We start from the raw sequence: 14,933 nt of genomic DNA, 5'->3' as shown, positions 1-14,933 counted from the left end.
CCAGCGCTGCGTCCGGCGCTGGGCACGGCAACGGCCGGCCTCGGCCGTCGTCGGCCAGGGCCACGGGAAATTCCTCATCGGGCTTTTCCTCTGGAATGAAGTCAGCGGAGATGGCGTGCCGTTCCGCCGCCCCGAGGGTCGGCGGAACGCGCGGGGACTTACTCGGCCAGGGCGGCCTCGGCTTCTTCGGCCGCGGTGCTGCCGCCACAGGACCCGGTGGACACATTGAAGTTGCCGCAGCGCATCGGGGCGCGCCAGTCGCTGATCAGGTCGCGGGAACCCGGCAGGTAGTCCGACCAGGCATCGCCGGCCACGGTGGAAGGCGTCTGCCAGACGATATCGAACTGGCCGTTGTCCTGGATCTCGCCGATCAGCACCGGCTTGGTGATGTGGTGGTTGGGCATCATCGCCGCATAGCCGCCGGTCAGGTTGGGTACCGTCACGCCGATGATGGCGTCCTTGACCGCGTCGACGTCGGTGGTGCCGGCCTTGCGCACCGCCTCGGTCCACATGTTGAAGCCGATGTAGTGGGCCTCCATGGGATCGTTGGTCACCGCCTCCTCGTCGCCGGTGTAGTCGATCCAGGCATCGATGAAGTCGTAGTTCTCATCGGCATCGACGCTCATGAAGTAGTTCCAGGCGGCCAGGTGGCCGACCAGCGGGCCGGTATCGATCCCGGTCAGCTCCTGCTCGCCCACCGAGAAGGCGACCACCGGGATATCCGCGGCGTCCACGCCCTGGTTGGCCAGCTCGGTGTAGAAGGGCACGTTGGCGTCGCCGTTGATGGTGGAGACCACCGCGGTCTTCTTGCCCTCGCTGCCGAAGCGGCGGATATCCGAGACGATGTTCTGCCAGTCGGAGTGACCGAAGGGGGTGTAGTTGACCAGGATGTCCTCGTCGGCCACCCCGAACTCGTCCTTGAGATAGGCCTCGAGGATGCGGTTGGTGGTGCGCGGGAAGACATAGTCGGTCCCCGCCAGCACCCAGCGCTCCACGCCGACCTGGTCATGCAGGTAGTCGACGGCGGGAACCGACTGCTGGTTGGGCGCCGCGCCGGTGTAGAAGACGTTCTCGGAGGACTCCTCGCCCTCGTACTGCACCGGATAGAAGAGCAGGCCGTTAAGTTCCTCGAAGACCGGCAGCACCGCCTTGCGCGACACCGAGGTCCAGTTGCCGAAGACCACGTCCACCTCGTGCTGTGCCAGCAGCTCCCGGGCACGCTCGGCGAACAGCGGCCAGTTGGAGGCCGGGTCCACCACCACCGCCTCGAGCTGACGGCCGAGCAGGCCCCCTTCGGCATTCTGCTTCTCGACCAGCATCTCCACGGTGTCCTTGAGCACCGTCTCGCTGATGGCCATGGTGCCGGAGAGAGAGTGCAGGATGCCGACCTTGATCGGCTCCTCCTGGGCCAGGGCCTGGCCGCCGGCCCCCAGCAGGGAGGCGGTCAGCAACGCGGTGGTCAGGGGACGGAGCCGCAGCGTCTTGGGTCGGGATAGGGTCATGAAAGTCTCCTTGCTCCCCGGAGGGGTCGTTGTTGTGTGGCAAGAAGACGTTGCAAGCGCTGCGCCATCAGGCGGCACCTCCAGAAAGATCCTTTTATTACAGAAAGTTGAGACATGGCCGTGCCATGAAGGAAGGGCCCGGATGCACCCGGCCGGTGCAACGGGCAGGGGGCGAGGCCCCGATGATGCACCGGGCCCTCCCCTTGCCCATGCACCGCGCCCGTCCCGACGCACTCCCGCGGTGCACCCGCCGGCCCGGGCCCTGCAAGCGGGCCGAGTCGGCGCCCCCGTTCGAGGGGACGAGCGCCGCGTCAGGCGCCGGCGCGCCGCGCCCGGAACACGACCTTCCTCACCAGCGGCAGGGCGAGTGACAGCACGGCGATGATCAGCAGGGCCAGCGATATCGGCTTGTCGATGAAGGTCGACCAGTCGCCACCGGAGATCTGCAGCGCACGCCGCATCGACTCTTCCATGATTCCGCCGAGGATCAGCGCCAGGATCAGCGGTGCGGCCGGGAACCCGAACTGGCGCATGCCCAGGCCCAGCAGGCCGAAGCCGAGCAGCAGGAAGAGGTCGAAGACGCTGAAGCTCATCCCGTAGACGCCGATCATGCAGAAGATCAGGATCAACGACAGCAGGAGCGGCCGCGGCATGTCGAGGATCCTGGCGATCAGCGGGATCAGCGGCAGGTTGAGCACGAGCAGGAAGATGTTGCCGATGTACATGCTGGCGATGACGCCCCAGAACACATCGGGCCGATCCACCAGCATCGCCGGCCCCGGGGTCACGCCCATCACCAGCAGGGCACCGAGCAGCACCGCCGTGGTGCCCGACCCGGGCACGCCCAGGGTCAGCAGCGGCACGAAGGAGCCCGTGCAGGCGGCGTTGTTGGCCGCCTCGGGGGCCGCCACGCCCTTGATGTTGCCCTTGCCGAAGCTGTCGCCATCCCTGGCCAGGCGCTTCTCCATGCTGTAGCCGAGGAAGGAGCCGATGGTGGCGCCGGCGCCGGGCAGCACCCCGGTGAAGAAGCCGAGCACCGAGCTTCTGCCGATGGGACCGGCGATCTCCTTGACCTCCCCTCTCGACAGCTTCAACGAGCCGATGGCGTTGCGCGGCTGCTCCTTGCCGCCACCGCCGCGCAGCAGGATGTAGAAGACCTCGGCCAGGGCGAAGATCCCCAGCGCCACCACCAGGAAGTCGATGCCGTCGAGAAGATGGGCACTGCCGAAGGCATAGCGCACGGTACCGGTCTGCAGGTCGATGCCGATGATCGAGATCATCACCCCGATCACGGCGGCGATCAGCCCCTTGACCAGCGACTTGTCGGAGAGCGACACCACCGCCGTCAGCCCCAGCACCATCAGCGCGAAGTACTCCGCCGGGCCGAAACTGACCGCGACCTTCGACAGCAGCGGCGCCACCAGCATCAGGAAGACGATGGAGATGGTCCCCCCCACGAAGGAGGCATAGGCAGCGATGGCCAGGGCCTTGCCCGCCAGGCCCTGCCTGGCCATGGGGTAGCCGTCGAATGACGTGGCCACGGTCCCCGCCACGCCGGGGGCGTTGAGCAGGATCGACGAGGTCGATCCGCCGAAGATGGCACCGTAGTAGACCCCCGCCATCAGGATCAGGCCGGAGGAGGGATCCATGGCGAAGGTGATCGGGATCATCAGCGCCAGGGCACTGATCGGCCCGAGACCGGGCAGCATGCCGATGATGGTGCCGGCGAATACCCCGGTGAAGACGTAGACGATATTGATCGGCTCCAGCGCGATGCCGAAGCCGTACATCAGGTTGTTGAAAGCATCCATTGTCAGGGCCTCTCTGGCTGGCTGAGCGTGTCGGGCGACATCAGATCGGCAGGATCCCGGTCGGCAGGTAGACGTTCATGATCCTGGTCATGGTCAGGTACAGCGCCAGCACCACCCCCAGGGAAACGGCCAGGTTGATGCCATGACGTCGATAGCCGTAGTACCAGGCGAGGCCGAACGACAGCAGCGTGGAGGCGACCACGAAGCCGATCGGCACCAGAACCCCGGCGTAGGCGGCGATCGCCAGCGAGGTCACGACCACCCGCGACCAGGGGCGCAGCAGCAGCGGCAGGGTCGGCTCGTCATCGACCGGCTCGGGGATATCCCGGGCCTCGGGTTTCTCCAGGAACAGCAGCAACGCCAGGCCCAGCAACACGACACCCAGCACCTTGGGGAAGAGGTCGGAGTCGACCGGCCGCGGCAGCGGAAAACTCGGAATCTGGAAGGCCATCGCCAGGTAGCCCAGGGAGAACAGGGCAATCACCAGCGCCAGCCACTGGTTGGTATTGAGTCTTGTCATGAGGCAGTCATCCCGAACCCGAAGCGTGAACGCTGCGATGGGTTCAAGTCATGCATTCGAGGAAACGCGAGCCCGGGTCGATGCAGGGCTCGCGCGGGCGGGTGAGGCGTCGCGGTGTCAGCGGATCAACCCGAGCTCGCTCAGCACGCCGCTGAACTCTTCCTTCTGCGCGTCGAGGAAGGCACCGAATTCCTCGCTGTCCTGGTAGGCGTCGAGCCAGCCCAGCTGATCGCGCGCCTCGGCCCAGCCATCGGTCTCGAGCATCCTGGCGAACAGCTCCTCGTAATAGGCCACGGCCTCCTCCGGCATGTCGGGAGTGCCCATCACGCCGCGCCAGATATCGAAGGTGTAGTCGATGCCCTGCTCCTGGTAGGTGGGAATATCGGCCAGCGGGCCACCCAGCCGCTCGGGGGCCGACACGCCCAGCGCACGAACGTCGCTGTCCGGGCCCAGTTGGCCCGACGCCTCGCCGGCACCGGTGATCACCGCCTCGACGTGCCCCCCCATCAGGCTGGTCATCGCCTCGCCGCCTCCCGAGAAGGCGATGTAGTTGACATTGGCCGCCTCGAGACCGGCTGCCGATGCCACGCCGGCGATGGCGATATGGTCCATGGAGCCCGGCGCGCTGCCGCCACCGACGCTCAGGTTGGGACTCTCGCGCATGGCGTCGAACAGGTCGTTGAGATCCTGGTACTCGGAATCCTGCGGCACCAGCACGATCGAGTAATCGGTGATCAGGCGAGCGATCGGCGTGAAGTCGGTGTGATCGTACTGTGAGGTCCCGGCCAGGGGCACCAGGATGATCGGCGGGCTGGTGGCGAACAGCTTGTGGGGATTGCCGGTGTCCCGGGCAATCTGGGCCCAGGCCACGGCCCCCCCGCCACCCGGGACGTTGATGGCGGCGAAGTTCTGTTCGGCGAGGCCCTCCTCCTGGATGACCCGCGAGGTGGTGCGCACCAGGGTGTCCCAGCCACCACCGGGATTGGCCGGGGCGATGAACTCGATGGAACTGGTCGGGGTCCACTCCTGGGCCTGGGCGGCGGTGGTCATGCCGGCCAGGGCGGCGACGGGCAGGACGAGGGCGGCCAGGCGGATTGCCGGGCGGGAGGTCTTGACGGTCATGGCGTACTCCAGACGTTGGCTGTTGTTCTGTGCATGGATCTCCGCGGAGTGTCCGCGTGCATCAGCAACGTTAGAGGCGCCCGGCGTCGGCCAGCAAGCTTCTGAACATAAAGGACAAATTGTCCGTTATGAGCATTCTGTCCATTCTGCTCATGGCCACGGGTCAGCCGTCCTCGAGCCACGGGGTGACATCGCCGACCAGGCGGTAGCGACGCTCGGGCCGGCCGACATCGCCATAGCCCAGCTCGGCACCGGCGACCTGTACCGAAACCAGGAATTCCAGGTAGCGACGCGCCGTGGAGCGGCTGGCACCGATGGCGCGGGCCGCCTGCATGGCGGTCAGCGCGGTATCGGCACCCTCCAGGGCTCGAATCACGGTGCAGAGCGTCAACCGGTCGATGCCCTTGGGCAGTGTGCGGGAGCCGCCGGTCGCGGTCTGCTCCGGACGCAGTCGCGACAGGGCGCGGTCCAGCTCCTCCTGGCTCATCTCGCCGCGGGCCGCCAGGGCGGTGCGCTCGCGGCGGAACCGGGCCAGCATCTGGGCCATGCGCGAGGCCTCGGTGGGCTTGATCAGGTAGTCGAAGACCCCGCCGCGCAGGGCCTCGGCGATGGTCTCCACTTCCCGGGCCGCGGTGACCATGACGATGTCCATGTGCAGGTGATCGCGGCGCAGCTCCCAGAGCAGTTCCAGGCCCTCCACGTCGGGCAGGTAGGCATCGAGCAGCACCAGCTGGATCTCGTCGGCGTGACAGCCCAGGAGCCCCCGGGCCTCGGCACCGGAACGCGCCATGCCCACCACCCGGAAGCCCTCGCTCCGCTCGATCAAGGCGCGATGGATCTCAGCGATACGGAAGTCGTCCTCGATGATCAGGATCCCGTAGTCACGGGATGAGGGCCCCCCAGGCGGGCTGACGGAAGCTGGCATCGATTCTTCCCCTGTCGTCGCAAGTGTCGTCAATGTTCAGCCGAGGCCGGCGACCGGCACAGCGAACGGTCCAGCACCACCGTGAAGCAGGCACCGCCCAGCTCGCTCTCCTCCAGGGTGACCTCGCCGCCATGTTCGCGACTCAGGCGCGCCACCAGGGCCAGGCCGATCCCGCGATGCTTGCCCGGCTTGGTCGAGAAGCCCTCGCGGAAGATCGCCTCGAGATGCTCGGCGGCCACCCCGGGACCATTGTCCTCCACCTCGAGCAGCAGCTGCTCGCCCAGGTCGGTGAAGAAGAGGCGTACCCGTGGCCCCTCGTTGCGTCGCCGCTCGCCCTGCAGGGCCGCATGGCAGGCGTTGTCGAGCAGGTTGCCGATCACCGTCATCAGCACTTCCTGACCGTCGGGCGTGAGCGGGGTGGCCAGCGAGCTCTGATCGTCGATCTCCAGGCTGACCCCGAGCTCTCGGGCCCGGGTCAGCTTGCCGAGCAGGGTACCGCTGATCACCGGATCCGCCACGTGCCCCATCAGGAAGCTCATCTGAGCCTGGGCGCGTTCGCTCTCCTGGTGGATCAAGGCCAGGGCATCCTCGATGCGCTCCAGCTGCAGCAGCCCCGAGATGGTGTAGAGCTTGTTGGAGAACTCGTGGGCCTGGGCGCGCAGCATGTCCACGTCGCGGCTGGCGGCGGTCAGGGCATTGGAAAGCTCGACGATCTCGCGCCGGCTGCGAAAGGTGGCCACCGCGCCCTCGATCTCGTCGGCGTGGATCACCGGCACCCGGTTGACCACCACCGGGTGGTCGCCGAGCCACATCTGCTGGTCGAACTGCTGCTCGCCACGCTCCAGCACCTCGAGCAGCCGTGAATTGGGTACCAGCTCCTGGATCGGTCGCCCGAGCACCTCGCATTCCGGCGGCAGCCCCAGGAAGCGCCTCGCCTGCTGGTTGACCAGGGTGATCTGCCCCTCCCCGTTGACCGCCAGTATGCCCTCGTGGATCGACTGCAGGATCGCCTCCTTTTCCATCGCCAGCCGGGCGATCTCGTGGGGCTCGAGGCCCAGGATCACCTGCTTGAGGTGGCGAGACAGGGCATAGGCCCCGGCGAAGCCGAGCAGGATCATCGCCCCGACGAGCCACCAGCCGAGGCTGGTGTGCCGGCCCACATCCATGGCCACCCGGTCGAGCATGAAGCCCACCGAGACGATGCCGACGATGTTGCCCTCGGCGTCGCGTACCGGCGTCTTGCCACGCACCGCCTCCCCCAGCGAACCGGTGGCCTCGGAGACGTAGGACTCGCCATGCAGCAGCGCCCGGTCGTTGTCGCCCCCCACCATGGGAAGGCCGAGTCGTTCGGGCAGCGGGTGGGAATAGCGCAGCCCCTCGGTGTTGCCGACCACCACGTAACGGGCGCCGGTCTCGCGGCGGATGCGTTCGGCGATGGGCTGGATGGTGGCTGCCGGGTCATCATGGGAGAAGGCCTCGATCAGCTCGGGGATCGTGGCCACGCTCAGCGCCACGGCCAGGGCACGCTCGCCCATCTGGTCGCCGATGATCTCGGCCTGGCGGTGGTTGAGATAGGCGCCCTGGGCCAGCAGCATGGCGGCCAACAGCACGCCCACCAGCAGCATCACCTGGAGGCGAAAGCTGCGGATCAGCCGGTGGCGGCGCGCCCTGGGACGACGCAGGCGCCTCGCCTCGGCAATGGCATCGGCACGACGGGACGACATGACGCGGACTCGCTGAGGGAGAGTCGCCATTGTGGCACGCCCGGCGGGTTCAGGCACCCGGCGATGCGGCGCGCCGACAGGCGGCTATCGCCTGCCGGTGTCCCAGCCGCGGCTCCCGGCCTGCTGTTCGTCGAACCAGCCCAGGCGGTCGTGGAGCGCCACCACGCCGCCGACGATGATCAGCGTCGGCGGGCGCAGGGTGTCGCCCAGGGAGTCCGGCATCCACCCCAGGGTACCGCGGTGGACGCGCTGTCGCGCCGTGGTGCCCTGCTCGATCAACGCCAGCGGCGTCTCGGGGGACAGGCCATGGGCGATCAGCTGGCGTCGGATCTCCGCCAGGCCATGCAGCCCCATGTAGAAGACCAGGGTCTGGCCGGGGCTGGCCAGGGCCGGCCAGTCCAGATCCGTGCTGCCGTTCTTGAGATGCCCGGTGACGAAGCGCACCGACTGGGCGTGATCACGATGGGTGAGCGGGATACCCGCATAGGCGGCACAGCCCGAGGCCGCGGTGATGCCGGGGACCACCTCCACCTCGACACCCTCGGCCACCAGGGCCTCGAGCTCCTCGCCACCGCGCCCGAAGATGAAGGGATCACCGCCCTTCAGGCGCACCACCCGCTTGCCCGAGCGCGCCCAGTCGAGCAGTGCCTGGTTGATGTCCTCCTGGGGCAGGCTGTGGTCCGAGCGGGCCTTGCCGACATAGAGCCGTCGCGCGGCAGGGTTGGCCAGGGCCAGGACCTCCTCGCTGACCAGCCGGTCGTGGAGGATCACCTCGGCCGCCTGCAGCCGCTTGAGCGCCTTGAGCGTCAGCAGCTCCGGATCCCCGGGTCCCGCCCCCACCAGGCTGACCCGCCCCCGGGGCCGTGCACCGGCACGATACTTCCGTTCGTCGCGTGGCTCATGGTCGGCGCTCATATACCCTGCACTCCAGTTTCAGTCGTCTAGATATACCTTAAAGTAATGAAAAAGACGCCTCATCGCCACCCTGAAATGCCCGGCCCCCGCACGAGCGGGGGCCGGACATGAGCGCGAAGGCGGCAGGGAGGTCAAGTGGACAGGGCCCGTCGCAGCCTAGGGCTCGCCAGTTCACCGACCAGGGTCACCAGCAGCAGCAGGGCCAGCAGCCAGGGCCAGTGGACTCCGAACTCGACCCGGGCGATGCCCAGGGCATCGACGAAGATCACCAGGATGCCCAGGGGGCTGACGTAGCGCACCATGAACAGCCAGAGCGCGTGCCAGCGCGGTGACAGCCCCAGTTCGTCGCGGAAGGTGCCGCTCTTCAGCACGAAACCGGCCAGCAGCACCATGCCCAGGCCACCCAGCGGCATCATCCAGCGCGAGGTCAGGTAGTCGAGCCAGTCGAAGAAGTGGCGGCCGGCCAGCGTCCAGTCGGCACCGAGGTTGAAGGAGAGCATCGCCAGGGTGCTGATCAGCCACAGCACGATACCGGTGCCCCAGGCCGCCGCACGGCGTGAGATCCCCTTGTTGTCGCACAGCCAGGAGACGGTCGCCTCGACCATGGAGATCGACGAGGTCAGGGCCGCCATGGAGAGCATCACGAAGAAGAGGATGCCGAACAGGGTGCCCAGGGGCATGGCCTGGAAGGCCAGGGGCAGGCTCATGAAGATCAGCCCCGGCCCCTCGCCGGGATCCATGCCATTGGCGAAGATCACCGGGAAGATCGCCAGCCCGGCCATCAGCGCCACCAGGGTATCGGCCACGGCAACGCTGAAGGTGGTCCGCACGATGGAGGCGCGGGACGGCAGGTAGCTGCCGTAGGTGAGGATGGCGCCGGAAGCCAGCGACAGGGTGAAGAAGGCATGGCCCAGGGCAGCGAGCATGCCGTCGCTGGAGAGGCTGCCGGCATCGAAGGAGAAGAGGAAACGCCAGGCCTCGCCGAAACCGCCGGAGTAGACGCCATAGCCGATCAGGATCAGCAGCATCACCACCATGCCCGGCATCATCCAGCTGACGCTCTTCTCGATGCCGGCCTGGACGCCCTTGCCCACGATCAGCATGGTCAGCAGCGTGACCAGGGTACTCCAGAACCCCAGGTTGAGCGGATTCTCGTTGTTGGCGACGAAGATCGCCACCATGTCGTCGACGCCGGTGCCGGCCAGCCCGCCGGTCAGCATCTTCCACAGGTAGGAGAAGGACCAGCCGGCCACCACCACATAGAACGACAGGATCATGAAGCCGCAAAGCATCGCCATCCAGCCGAGCAGCGACCAGGCCGAGGCACGACCCGACTCGCCGACCACCCGGCGCACCGCATCGATGGGACTGCCGCGACCGCGCCGCCCGAAGGCGATCTCGGTCATCATCACCGGCACGCCCACCGCCAGGATGCAGGCCAGGTAGACGAGCACGAAGGCACCGCCGCCATGCTCACCGGTGATGTAGGGAAACTTCCAGATATTGCCCAGACCGACGGCGGAACCGGTGGCCGCCAGCACGAAGCCCCAGCGGCCGAGCCACTGGGCACGAGGTTGTTGGGATGTTGTCATGTCTCACCAGGGGAATCAGAGGATATTGTTGTGACCCGACTCGATGAATGATCGGCATCGACCACCCATTGTGACGGATTTTATTGTCATATGGCAGTCGAGCAGGGCTTCATCCTGCACGCACACCAATTAACCAGCCCCCGCCCTGGAGGGGCGGGGGCCAGGGGGTCAGTCGTCCTTGAGCACGCCGCGACGGATCTGGTCCTCCTCGATGGATTCGAACAGGGCCTTGAAGTTGCCTTCGCCGAAGCCGTCGTTGCCCTTGCGCTGGATGATCTCGAAGAAGATCGGGCCGATCACCGTCTCGGTGAAGATCTGCAGCAGTACGCCCTCGTCGGGGCCGCCATCGATCAGCAGGCTCAACTCGCGCAGCTCCTCGACGCTCTCCTCGTGATTGGGCACCCGCTGGTCGACCTTCTCGTAGTAGGTATCCGGGGTGGTGAGGAAGGTGACGCCGTTGGCCTTGAGGGCACGCACGGTGGCATGGATGTCGTCGGTGGCCATGGCCAGGTGCTGGATGCCCTCGCCGTTGTACTCGCGAAGGAATTCGGCGATCTGGGAGGTGTCGTCGGCGGACTCGTTGATCGGGATGTGCATCCTGCCGCAGGGTGCGGTCATCGCCCGGGAGTGCAGGCCGGTCTTCTTCCCCTTGATGTCGAAGTAGCGGTTCTCGCGGAAGTTGGCGATGCGGGTGTAGAAGTCGGCCCAGGGGTCCATCCGGCCGCGATCGACATTGTGGGTCAGGTGGTCCAGGACCTTGAGGCCGACGCTGTGATCGTTGGCACCCCGGCCGGGAATCGGCTCGAAATCGATGTCGTAGATGGTGCGCCCCTCGCCGTCGACCTTGTGGTCGACGAAGTAGAGCAGCGAGCCACCGATGCCCTTGACCGCGGGGATGCCCACCTCGCCGGGACCGACAGGGTTCTCCACCGGCTCGGCGCCGTTGGCGATCGCATGCTCGAAGGCCTGACGCGCATCGGCCACCTTCCAGGCCATGGCGCAGGCACTCGGACCGTGCACGCGGCCGAATTCGGCGGCATGGCTGTCCGGCTCGGCGTTGAGCACGAAGTTGACGCCCTCCTGCTGGAACAGGAACACCTGCTTGGAGTGGTGCTTGCGCGTCTCGGTGAAGCCCATCCGGGTGAAGAGCGCACGCAGTGACTCGATGCCCTCGGCGGTCGGCGCGGTGTACTCGACGAACTCGAAGCCATCGGTGCCGATCGGGTTCGCCTGACTGATGGCACTCGGGGTATGGGCGGGAGCGTTCATGGGGTCCTCCGGGGATGTTGTTATGGGTTGGGTGGCTGCGGGCCTGTGCCGCGATGTGCCTCCAGCCTAGAGCCCTCCTCCCCGGTCCGGAACGCGCCGTGGCCCGATTCCCGTCCCCTGCGGAGGCCTCGCGTCCCGCCGATCGTAAGGAATTCGTTACACCGCGTCCGACGCCGGTATCTCCGCGCCAGGGGTGTCGACTTTCCCTGACAGGGCGTAACGAATGCTTGACGGCCATCCTGCACAGGCGCCTTCAGCCGAACACGGCACCACTGGCCAACCGCCAGGCGATCCAGGCCAGGATGATGGCGATCAGCACCTCGATGCCACGCCAGACCGCTGCGCTGGCCAGCCGTGGCGCCAACCAGCCCGCCGCCGCCACCAGGCCGAAGAACCATCCGAAGGAGGCGAGCGAGGCACCGATGAAGAACCCCAGTGGACTGGGCTGGACGGCGCCGATGGCGCCGAGCAGCACCACCGTCTCGAGATAGACCTGGGGGTTGAGCAGGGTGACCGCCAGCGTCGCGACCAACGCCGCCCGGCGCGTGTCCTGGCCCCCGCCGGAAGCGTTCAGGACCTCGGCCGACCAGGCACGCTGCAGTGCCAGCCCGGCCTGCCAGGCCAGGAACAGGGCCCCACCCCAGCGCGCCACTTCCATCAGCGCGTCCTGCCGGGCGATCAGGGCACCCAGGCCCAGCACGCCGAGACCGACCAGGAGTCCGTCGCACAGGGCACAGACCAGCGCCACCAGGTAGCCATGCCGGCGCCGCAGCCCCTGGTTGAGCACGAAGGCGTTCTGGGCGCCGATGGCGATGATCAGCCCGCCACTCACCAGCCCGCCATGAAGGATCGACGACAGCACTCTTCCTCTCCCTGCGCTTGCCATGGAGGACCATCCTGGGCTTGACTCTGTCATCAGGAAAATTAATTCAACAACTGCGAGATAAATATTATCGATGCTCGACTACAAGCTGCTCGCCGCGCTCGCCGCCGTGATCGACCACCAGGGGTTCGAACGAGGCGCCCGTCACCTGGGGTTGACGCAATCGGCCGTATCCCAGCGCATCAAGCTGCTGGAGGCGCGGCTGGGGCAGCCGGTGCTGGTACGCACCCCCCGCGTGACGCCCACGCCGCTCGGGCGACGCCTGCTCGAGCATGCCCGACAGGTCCAACTGCTGGAGCACGACCTGCTCGAGCAGGTGCCGGCACTGGGTGACAGCGAGCAGCGCCTGCGGCTCGCCATCAATGCCGACAGCCTGGCCACCTGGTGGGCGACGGCCGTCAGGGAGTTCTGCAGCGGTAGGCGCATGCTGATGGACCTGGTGGTGGAGGACCAGGACGTGGCCCTGAAGCGGATGCGCGATGGTGAGGTGGCCGGCTGCATCTGCGCCACCCCGCAGCCGGTGCAGGGTGCCCGGGCACACCCGCTCGGCAGCATGCGCTACCGTGCCCTGGCGAGTCCCGCCTATCTGGCCCGACACTTCCCCGAGGGTCCGCTCCACGAGGCATTCAGGACCGCCCCGGTCATCGTCTATGGCCCCGACGACCGCCTGCAGCATCGCTACCTCGCACAGCATGGGTTCCGGGAGGCCTTTCCCCACCACCTCTGCCCCTCCTCCGAGGGCTTCGTCCAGTTGGCCCTGGCCGGCGTGGGCTACGGGCTGATACCCGAGCAGCAGGTCCGGCGGGAACTGGCGGAAGGCCGCCTCGTCGACATCGCGCCCGGTCGCCATGTCGAGGTGCCCCTCTACTGGCACCACTGGCGCCATGGCGGCCAGACCCTGGAGGCACTGACCCGCCACCTGCTGGCCACGGCCCGCCAGTGGCTGGCGCCGATCGACGGCGATTGAACCCTGGCGAAGGCGGGAGCGATCAATCGCCGCGCAGCAGGGTCTCCACGCTTTCCACCTTGTCGTCCATGTGCTGCTCCCGGTCGATGCGGGTACCGAGCTTGATGGTGGTGGTGATGCGTGGTGCGCCCATCTCGTGCACCGCCTCGTGGCAGCGCTTGACCACGGCCATCACCTCGTCCCAGGGCCCCTCGATGTTGGTGCCATAGGCGTGCATGCGATGCTCGAGGCCCGACGCCTGGATCACCCGCTGGCAAGCGGCGATCTGCGGTGACACCGAGACGCCCACGCCCAGTGGCACCACGCAGAGATCGATGATGACGTGCATTCCGGTGACTCCTCTTCGTCCTGCATGGATCCAGCGTTGGCCCGAGTGGATTTTCCCGCCATTTTCATGCTGGTCTATGCTCAATGCTAACCGCAAGGCACCCGTGGCGCACCACCGTATGGACATGACCACCGGCCCTGTGATGACCCTCGATCCTGCTGGACCAGGAGGACTCCATGACCAGTGATCCACGCATCGGCCCCCTCGCCCTCCCCGACACCCGAGCCCGGCGTGTCATCGAGAAACTGCTCGACGGCTCGGGGGTGACGCTCAACGGCGATGCGCCACAGGATATCCGGGTCTTCCATCCCGACTTCTTCTCCCGCGTGCTGCACCAGGGCACCCTGGGCCTGGGAGAGGCCTACATGGATGGCTGGTGGGAGTGCGACAGGATCGACGAGATGGCCTGCCGGCTGCTGCGCCACGGCCTTGGCGAGCATGCTCGCACGCCTTCCGAACGGCTCATGTACCGCCTGCAGTCGGGCTTCTTCAACCTGCAGAGCAAGGCCCGCGCCTACATCGTCGGTGAGGCGCACTACGACATGGGCAACGACCTCTTCGAGCGCATGCTCGACGCCACCATGTGCTACTCCTGCGGCTACTGGAAGCAGGCCGAGACCCTGCACCAGGCCCAGCTCGCCAAGCTCGAGCTGGCGTGTCGCAAGCTCGAGCTCGCCCCGGGCATGCGGGTGCTCGACATCGGCTGCGGCTGGGGCAGCTTCGCCGAGCATGCCGCCCGCCACCACGGGGTCGAGGTCACCGGCATCACCATTTCCCGCGAGCAGGCGGAACTGGCCCGCCAGCGCTGCGCCAACCTGCCCGTGGAGATCCAGCTGCAGGACTATCGCGACCTGGATGGCACCTACGACAGGGTCGTCTCGATCGGCATGTTCGAGCACGTGGGGCATCGCAACTATGCCACCTACTTCCGGACCATCGAGCAGCTGCTGGCGGCCGACGGCCTCTTCCTGCTGCACACCATCGGCTCCAACAACTCCGACATCAGCGCCGACCCCTGGATCAACCGCTACATCTTCCCCAACGGGGTGCTGCCCTCGGCCATGCACATCGCCCGCGCCAGCGAGTCCTACCTGTTGATGGAGGACTGGCAGAACTTCGGCGCGGACTACGACCTCACCCTGATGGCCTGGCTAGCCAACCTCGACGCCTACTGGCACGAGATCGCCCACCACTACAACGAGCGAACACGGCGCATGTTCCGCTACTATCTCTCGGTCTGTGCCGGGGCCTTCCGCTCGCGGGACCTGCAGCTGTGGCAGGTGGTCTATTCGCGCGGCCGTCCGGGACGCTATGATGCGCCGCGCTAGCCCGGCTTGACCTCGATCATGCCCCGGCCTCGGTTGTAGGCGATCTC

General features: G+C 67.1%; 13 protein-coding genes. 2 read left to right on the top strand and 11 right to left on the bottom strand.

Features of this window, described 5'->3' with window-relative positions:
- Positions 1-158: 158 nt before the first annotated feature.
- The 10 genes from urtA to ACOMD9_RS08160 all read right to left on the bottom strand — a co-directional run bounded on the left by urtA (position 159) and on the right by ACOMD9_RS08160 (position 12,242).
- Positions 159-1,502, bottom strand: coding sequence for an urea ABC transporter substrate-binding protein (gene urtA / locus ACOMD9_RS08205; RefSeq protein ID WP_421413592.1), 1,344 nt, complete (start codon positions 1,500-1,502; stop codon positions 159-161).
- Positions 1,503-1,813: 311 nt separating this feature from the next.
- Entirely contained in the window at positions 1,814-3,313 is a 1,500-nt protein-coding gene (locus ACOMD9_RS08200) for a tripartite tricarboxylate transporter permease (RefSeq protein WP_421413590.1), read from the bottom strand.
- Positions 3,314-3,353: 40 nt separating this feature from the next.
- Positions 3,354-3,833: a tripartite tricarboxylate transporter TctB family protein gene (locus tag ACOMD9_RS08195; RefSeq protein WP_421413589.1), complete on the bottom strand. Its 480-nt coding sequence runs from the start codon at positions 3,831-3,833 to the stop codon at positions 3,354-3,356.
- Between the two features lie 117 nt (positions 3,834-3,950).
- Positions 3,951-4,955 (bottom strand): Bug family tripartite tricarboxylate transporter substrate binding protein, encoded by a 1,005-nt coding sequence (locus ACOMD9_RS08190; RefSeq protein ID WP_421413587.1) that lies wholly within the window; start codon positions 4,953-4,955, stop codon positions 3,951-3,953.
- Between the two features lie 163 nt (positions 4,956-5,118).
- Positions 5,119-5,880, bottom strand: coding sequence for a response regulator (locus ACOMD9_RS08185; RefSeq protein WP_421413585.1), 762 nt, complete (start codon positions 5,878-5,880; stop codon positions 5,119-5,121).
- A gap of 29 nt (positions 5,881-5,909) precedes the next feature.
- On the bottom strand, positions 5,910-7,604 hold the full coding sequence (locus tag ACOMD9_RS08180; protein ID WP_421413583.1) for an ATP-binding protein: 1,695 nt from the start codon (positions 7,602-7,604) through the stop codon (positions 5,910-5,912).
- 84 nt (positions 7,605-7,688) lie between these two features.
- Complete coding sequence (gene cobA / locus ACOMD9_RS08175) at positions 7,689-8,519, bottom strand: uroporphyrinogen-III C-methyltransferase (RefSeq protein WP_421413580.1); 831 nt, start codon at positions 8,517-8,519, stop codon at positions 7,689-7,691.
- A gap of 131 nt (positions 8,520-8,650) precedes the next feature.
- Complete coding sequence (locus ACOMD9_RS08170) at positions 8,651-10,111, bottom strand: sodium-dependent transporter (protein ID WP_421413578.1); 1,461 nt, start codon at positions 10,109-10,111, stop codon at positions 8,651-8,653.
- A 168-nt stretch (positions 10,112-10,279) separates the two neighbouring features.
- Positions 10,280-11,380, bottom strand: a complete 1,101-nt coding sequence (gene hppD / locus ACOMD9_RS08165; RefSeq protein WP_421413577.1) for a 4-hydroxyphenylpyruvate dioxygenase — start codon at positions 11,378-11,380, stop codon at positions 10,280-10,282.
- Positions 11,381-11,633: 253 nt separating this feature from the next.
- Positions 11,634-12,242, bottom strand: a complete 609-nt coding sequence (locus ACOMD9_RS08160; RefSeq protein ID WP_421413575.1) for a LysE/ArgO family amino acid transporter — start codon at positions 12,240-12,242, stop codon at positions 11,634-11,636.
- A 94-nt stretch (positions 12,243-12,336) separates the two neighbouring features.
- Here ACOMD9_RS08160 and ACOMD9_RS08155 point away from each other — a divergent pair, with 94 nt between their 5' ends.
- The gene (locus ACOMD9_RS08155) at positions 12,337-13,230 is read left to right on the top strand and encodes a LysR family transcriptional regulator ArgP (protein ID WP_421413573.1); all 894 of its coding nucleotides are present in this window, start codon (positions 12,337-12,339) and stop codon (positions 13,228-13,230) included.
- 22 nt (positions 13,231-13,252) lie between these two features.
- On the opposite strand, the gene ACOMD9_RS08150 is transcribed toward ACOMD9_RS08155, so the two are convergent.
- A complete protein-coding gene (locus ACOMD9_RS08150; RefSeq protein ID WP_421413571.1) occupies positions 13,253-13,558 on the bottom strand; it encodes an MTH1187 family thiamine-binding protein in 306 nt (101 codons plus the stop codon).
- A gap of 176 nt (positions 13,559-13,734) precedes the next feature.
- Between ACOMD9_RS08150 and cfa the strand changes: the two genes are divergently transcribed.
- The gene (gene cfa / locus ACOMD9_RS08145; RefSeq protein ID WP_421413569.1) at positions 13,735-14,886 is read left to right on the top strand and encodes a cyclopropane fatty acyl phospholipid synthase; all 1,152 of its coding nucleotides are present in this window, start codon (positions 13,735-13,737) and stop codon (positions 14,884-14,886) included.
- The last annotated feature ends 47 nt before the right edge of the window (positions 14,887-14,933 follow it).

Source organism: Halomonas terrestris (assembly GCF_049166755.1).
Classification (GTDB): Bacteria; Pseudomonadota; Gammaproteobacteria; order Pseudomonadales; family Halomonadaceae; genus Halomonas.
This window is presented reverse-complemented; position numbering and strand designations above follow the sequence as displayed.

Excerpts from the sequence above, each read along its gene's own strand:
- ACOMD9_RS08190 (WP_421413587.1), bottom strand. The coding sequence starts at position 4,955 with ATGACCGTCAAGACCTCCCGCCCGGCAATCCGCCTGGCCGCCCTCGTC.
- ACOMD9_RS08180 (WP_421413583.1), bottom strand. The coding sequence starts at position 7,604 with ATGTCGTCCCGTCGTGCCGATGCCATTGCCGAGGCGAGGCGCCTGCGT.
- ACOMD9_RS08150 (WP_421413571.1), bottom strand. The coding sequence starts at position 13,558 with ATGCACGTCATCATCGATCTCTGCGTGGTGCCACTGGGCGTGGGCGTC.
- ACOMD9_RS08185 (WP_421413585.1), bottom strand. The coding sequence starts at position 5,880 with ATGCCAGCTTCCGTCAGCCCGCCTGGGGGGCCCTCATCCCGTGACTAC.
- ACOMD9_RS08200 (WP_421413590.1), bottom strand. The coding sequence starts at position 3,313 with ATGGATGCTTTCAACAACCTGATGTACGGCTTCGGCATCGCGCTGGAG.
- ACOMD9_RS08155 (WP_421413573.1), top strand. The coding sequence starts at position 12,337 with ATGCTCGACTACAAGCTGCTCGCCGCGCTCGCCGCCGTGATCGACCAC.
- ACOMD9_RS08195 (WP_421413589.1), bottom strand. The coding sequence starts at position 3,833 with ATGACAAGACTCAATACCAACCAGTGGCTGGCGCTGGTGATTGCCCTG.
- urtA (WP_421413592.1), bottom strand. The coding sequence starts at position 1,502 with ATGACCCTATCCCGACCCAAGACGCTGCGGCTCCGTCCCCTGACCACC.
- ACOMD9_RS08170 (WP_421413578.1), bottom strand. The coding sequence starts at position 10,111 with ATGACAACATCCCAACAACCTCGTGCCCAGTGGCTCGGCCGCTGGGGC.
- hppD (WP_421413577.1), bottom strand. The coding sequence starts at position 11,380 with ATGAACGCTCCCGCCCATACCCCGAGTGCCATCAGTCAGGCGAACCCG.
- cobA (WP_421413580.1), bottom strand. The coding sequence starts at position 8,519 with ATGAGCGCCGACCATGAGCCACGCGACGAACGGAAGTATCGTGCCGGT.
- cfa (WP_421413569.1), top strand. The coding sequence starts at position 13,735 with ATGACCAGTGATCCACGCATCGGCCCCCTCGCCCTCCCCGACACCCGA.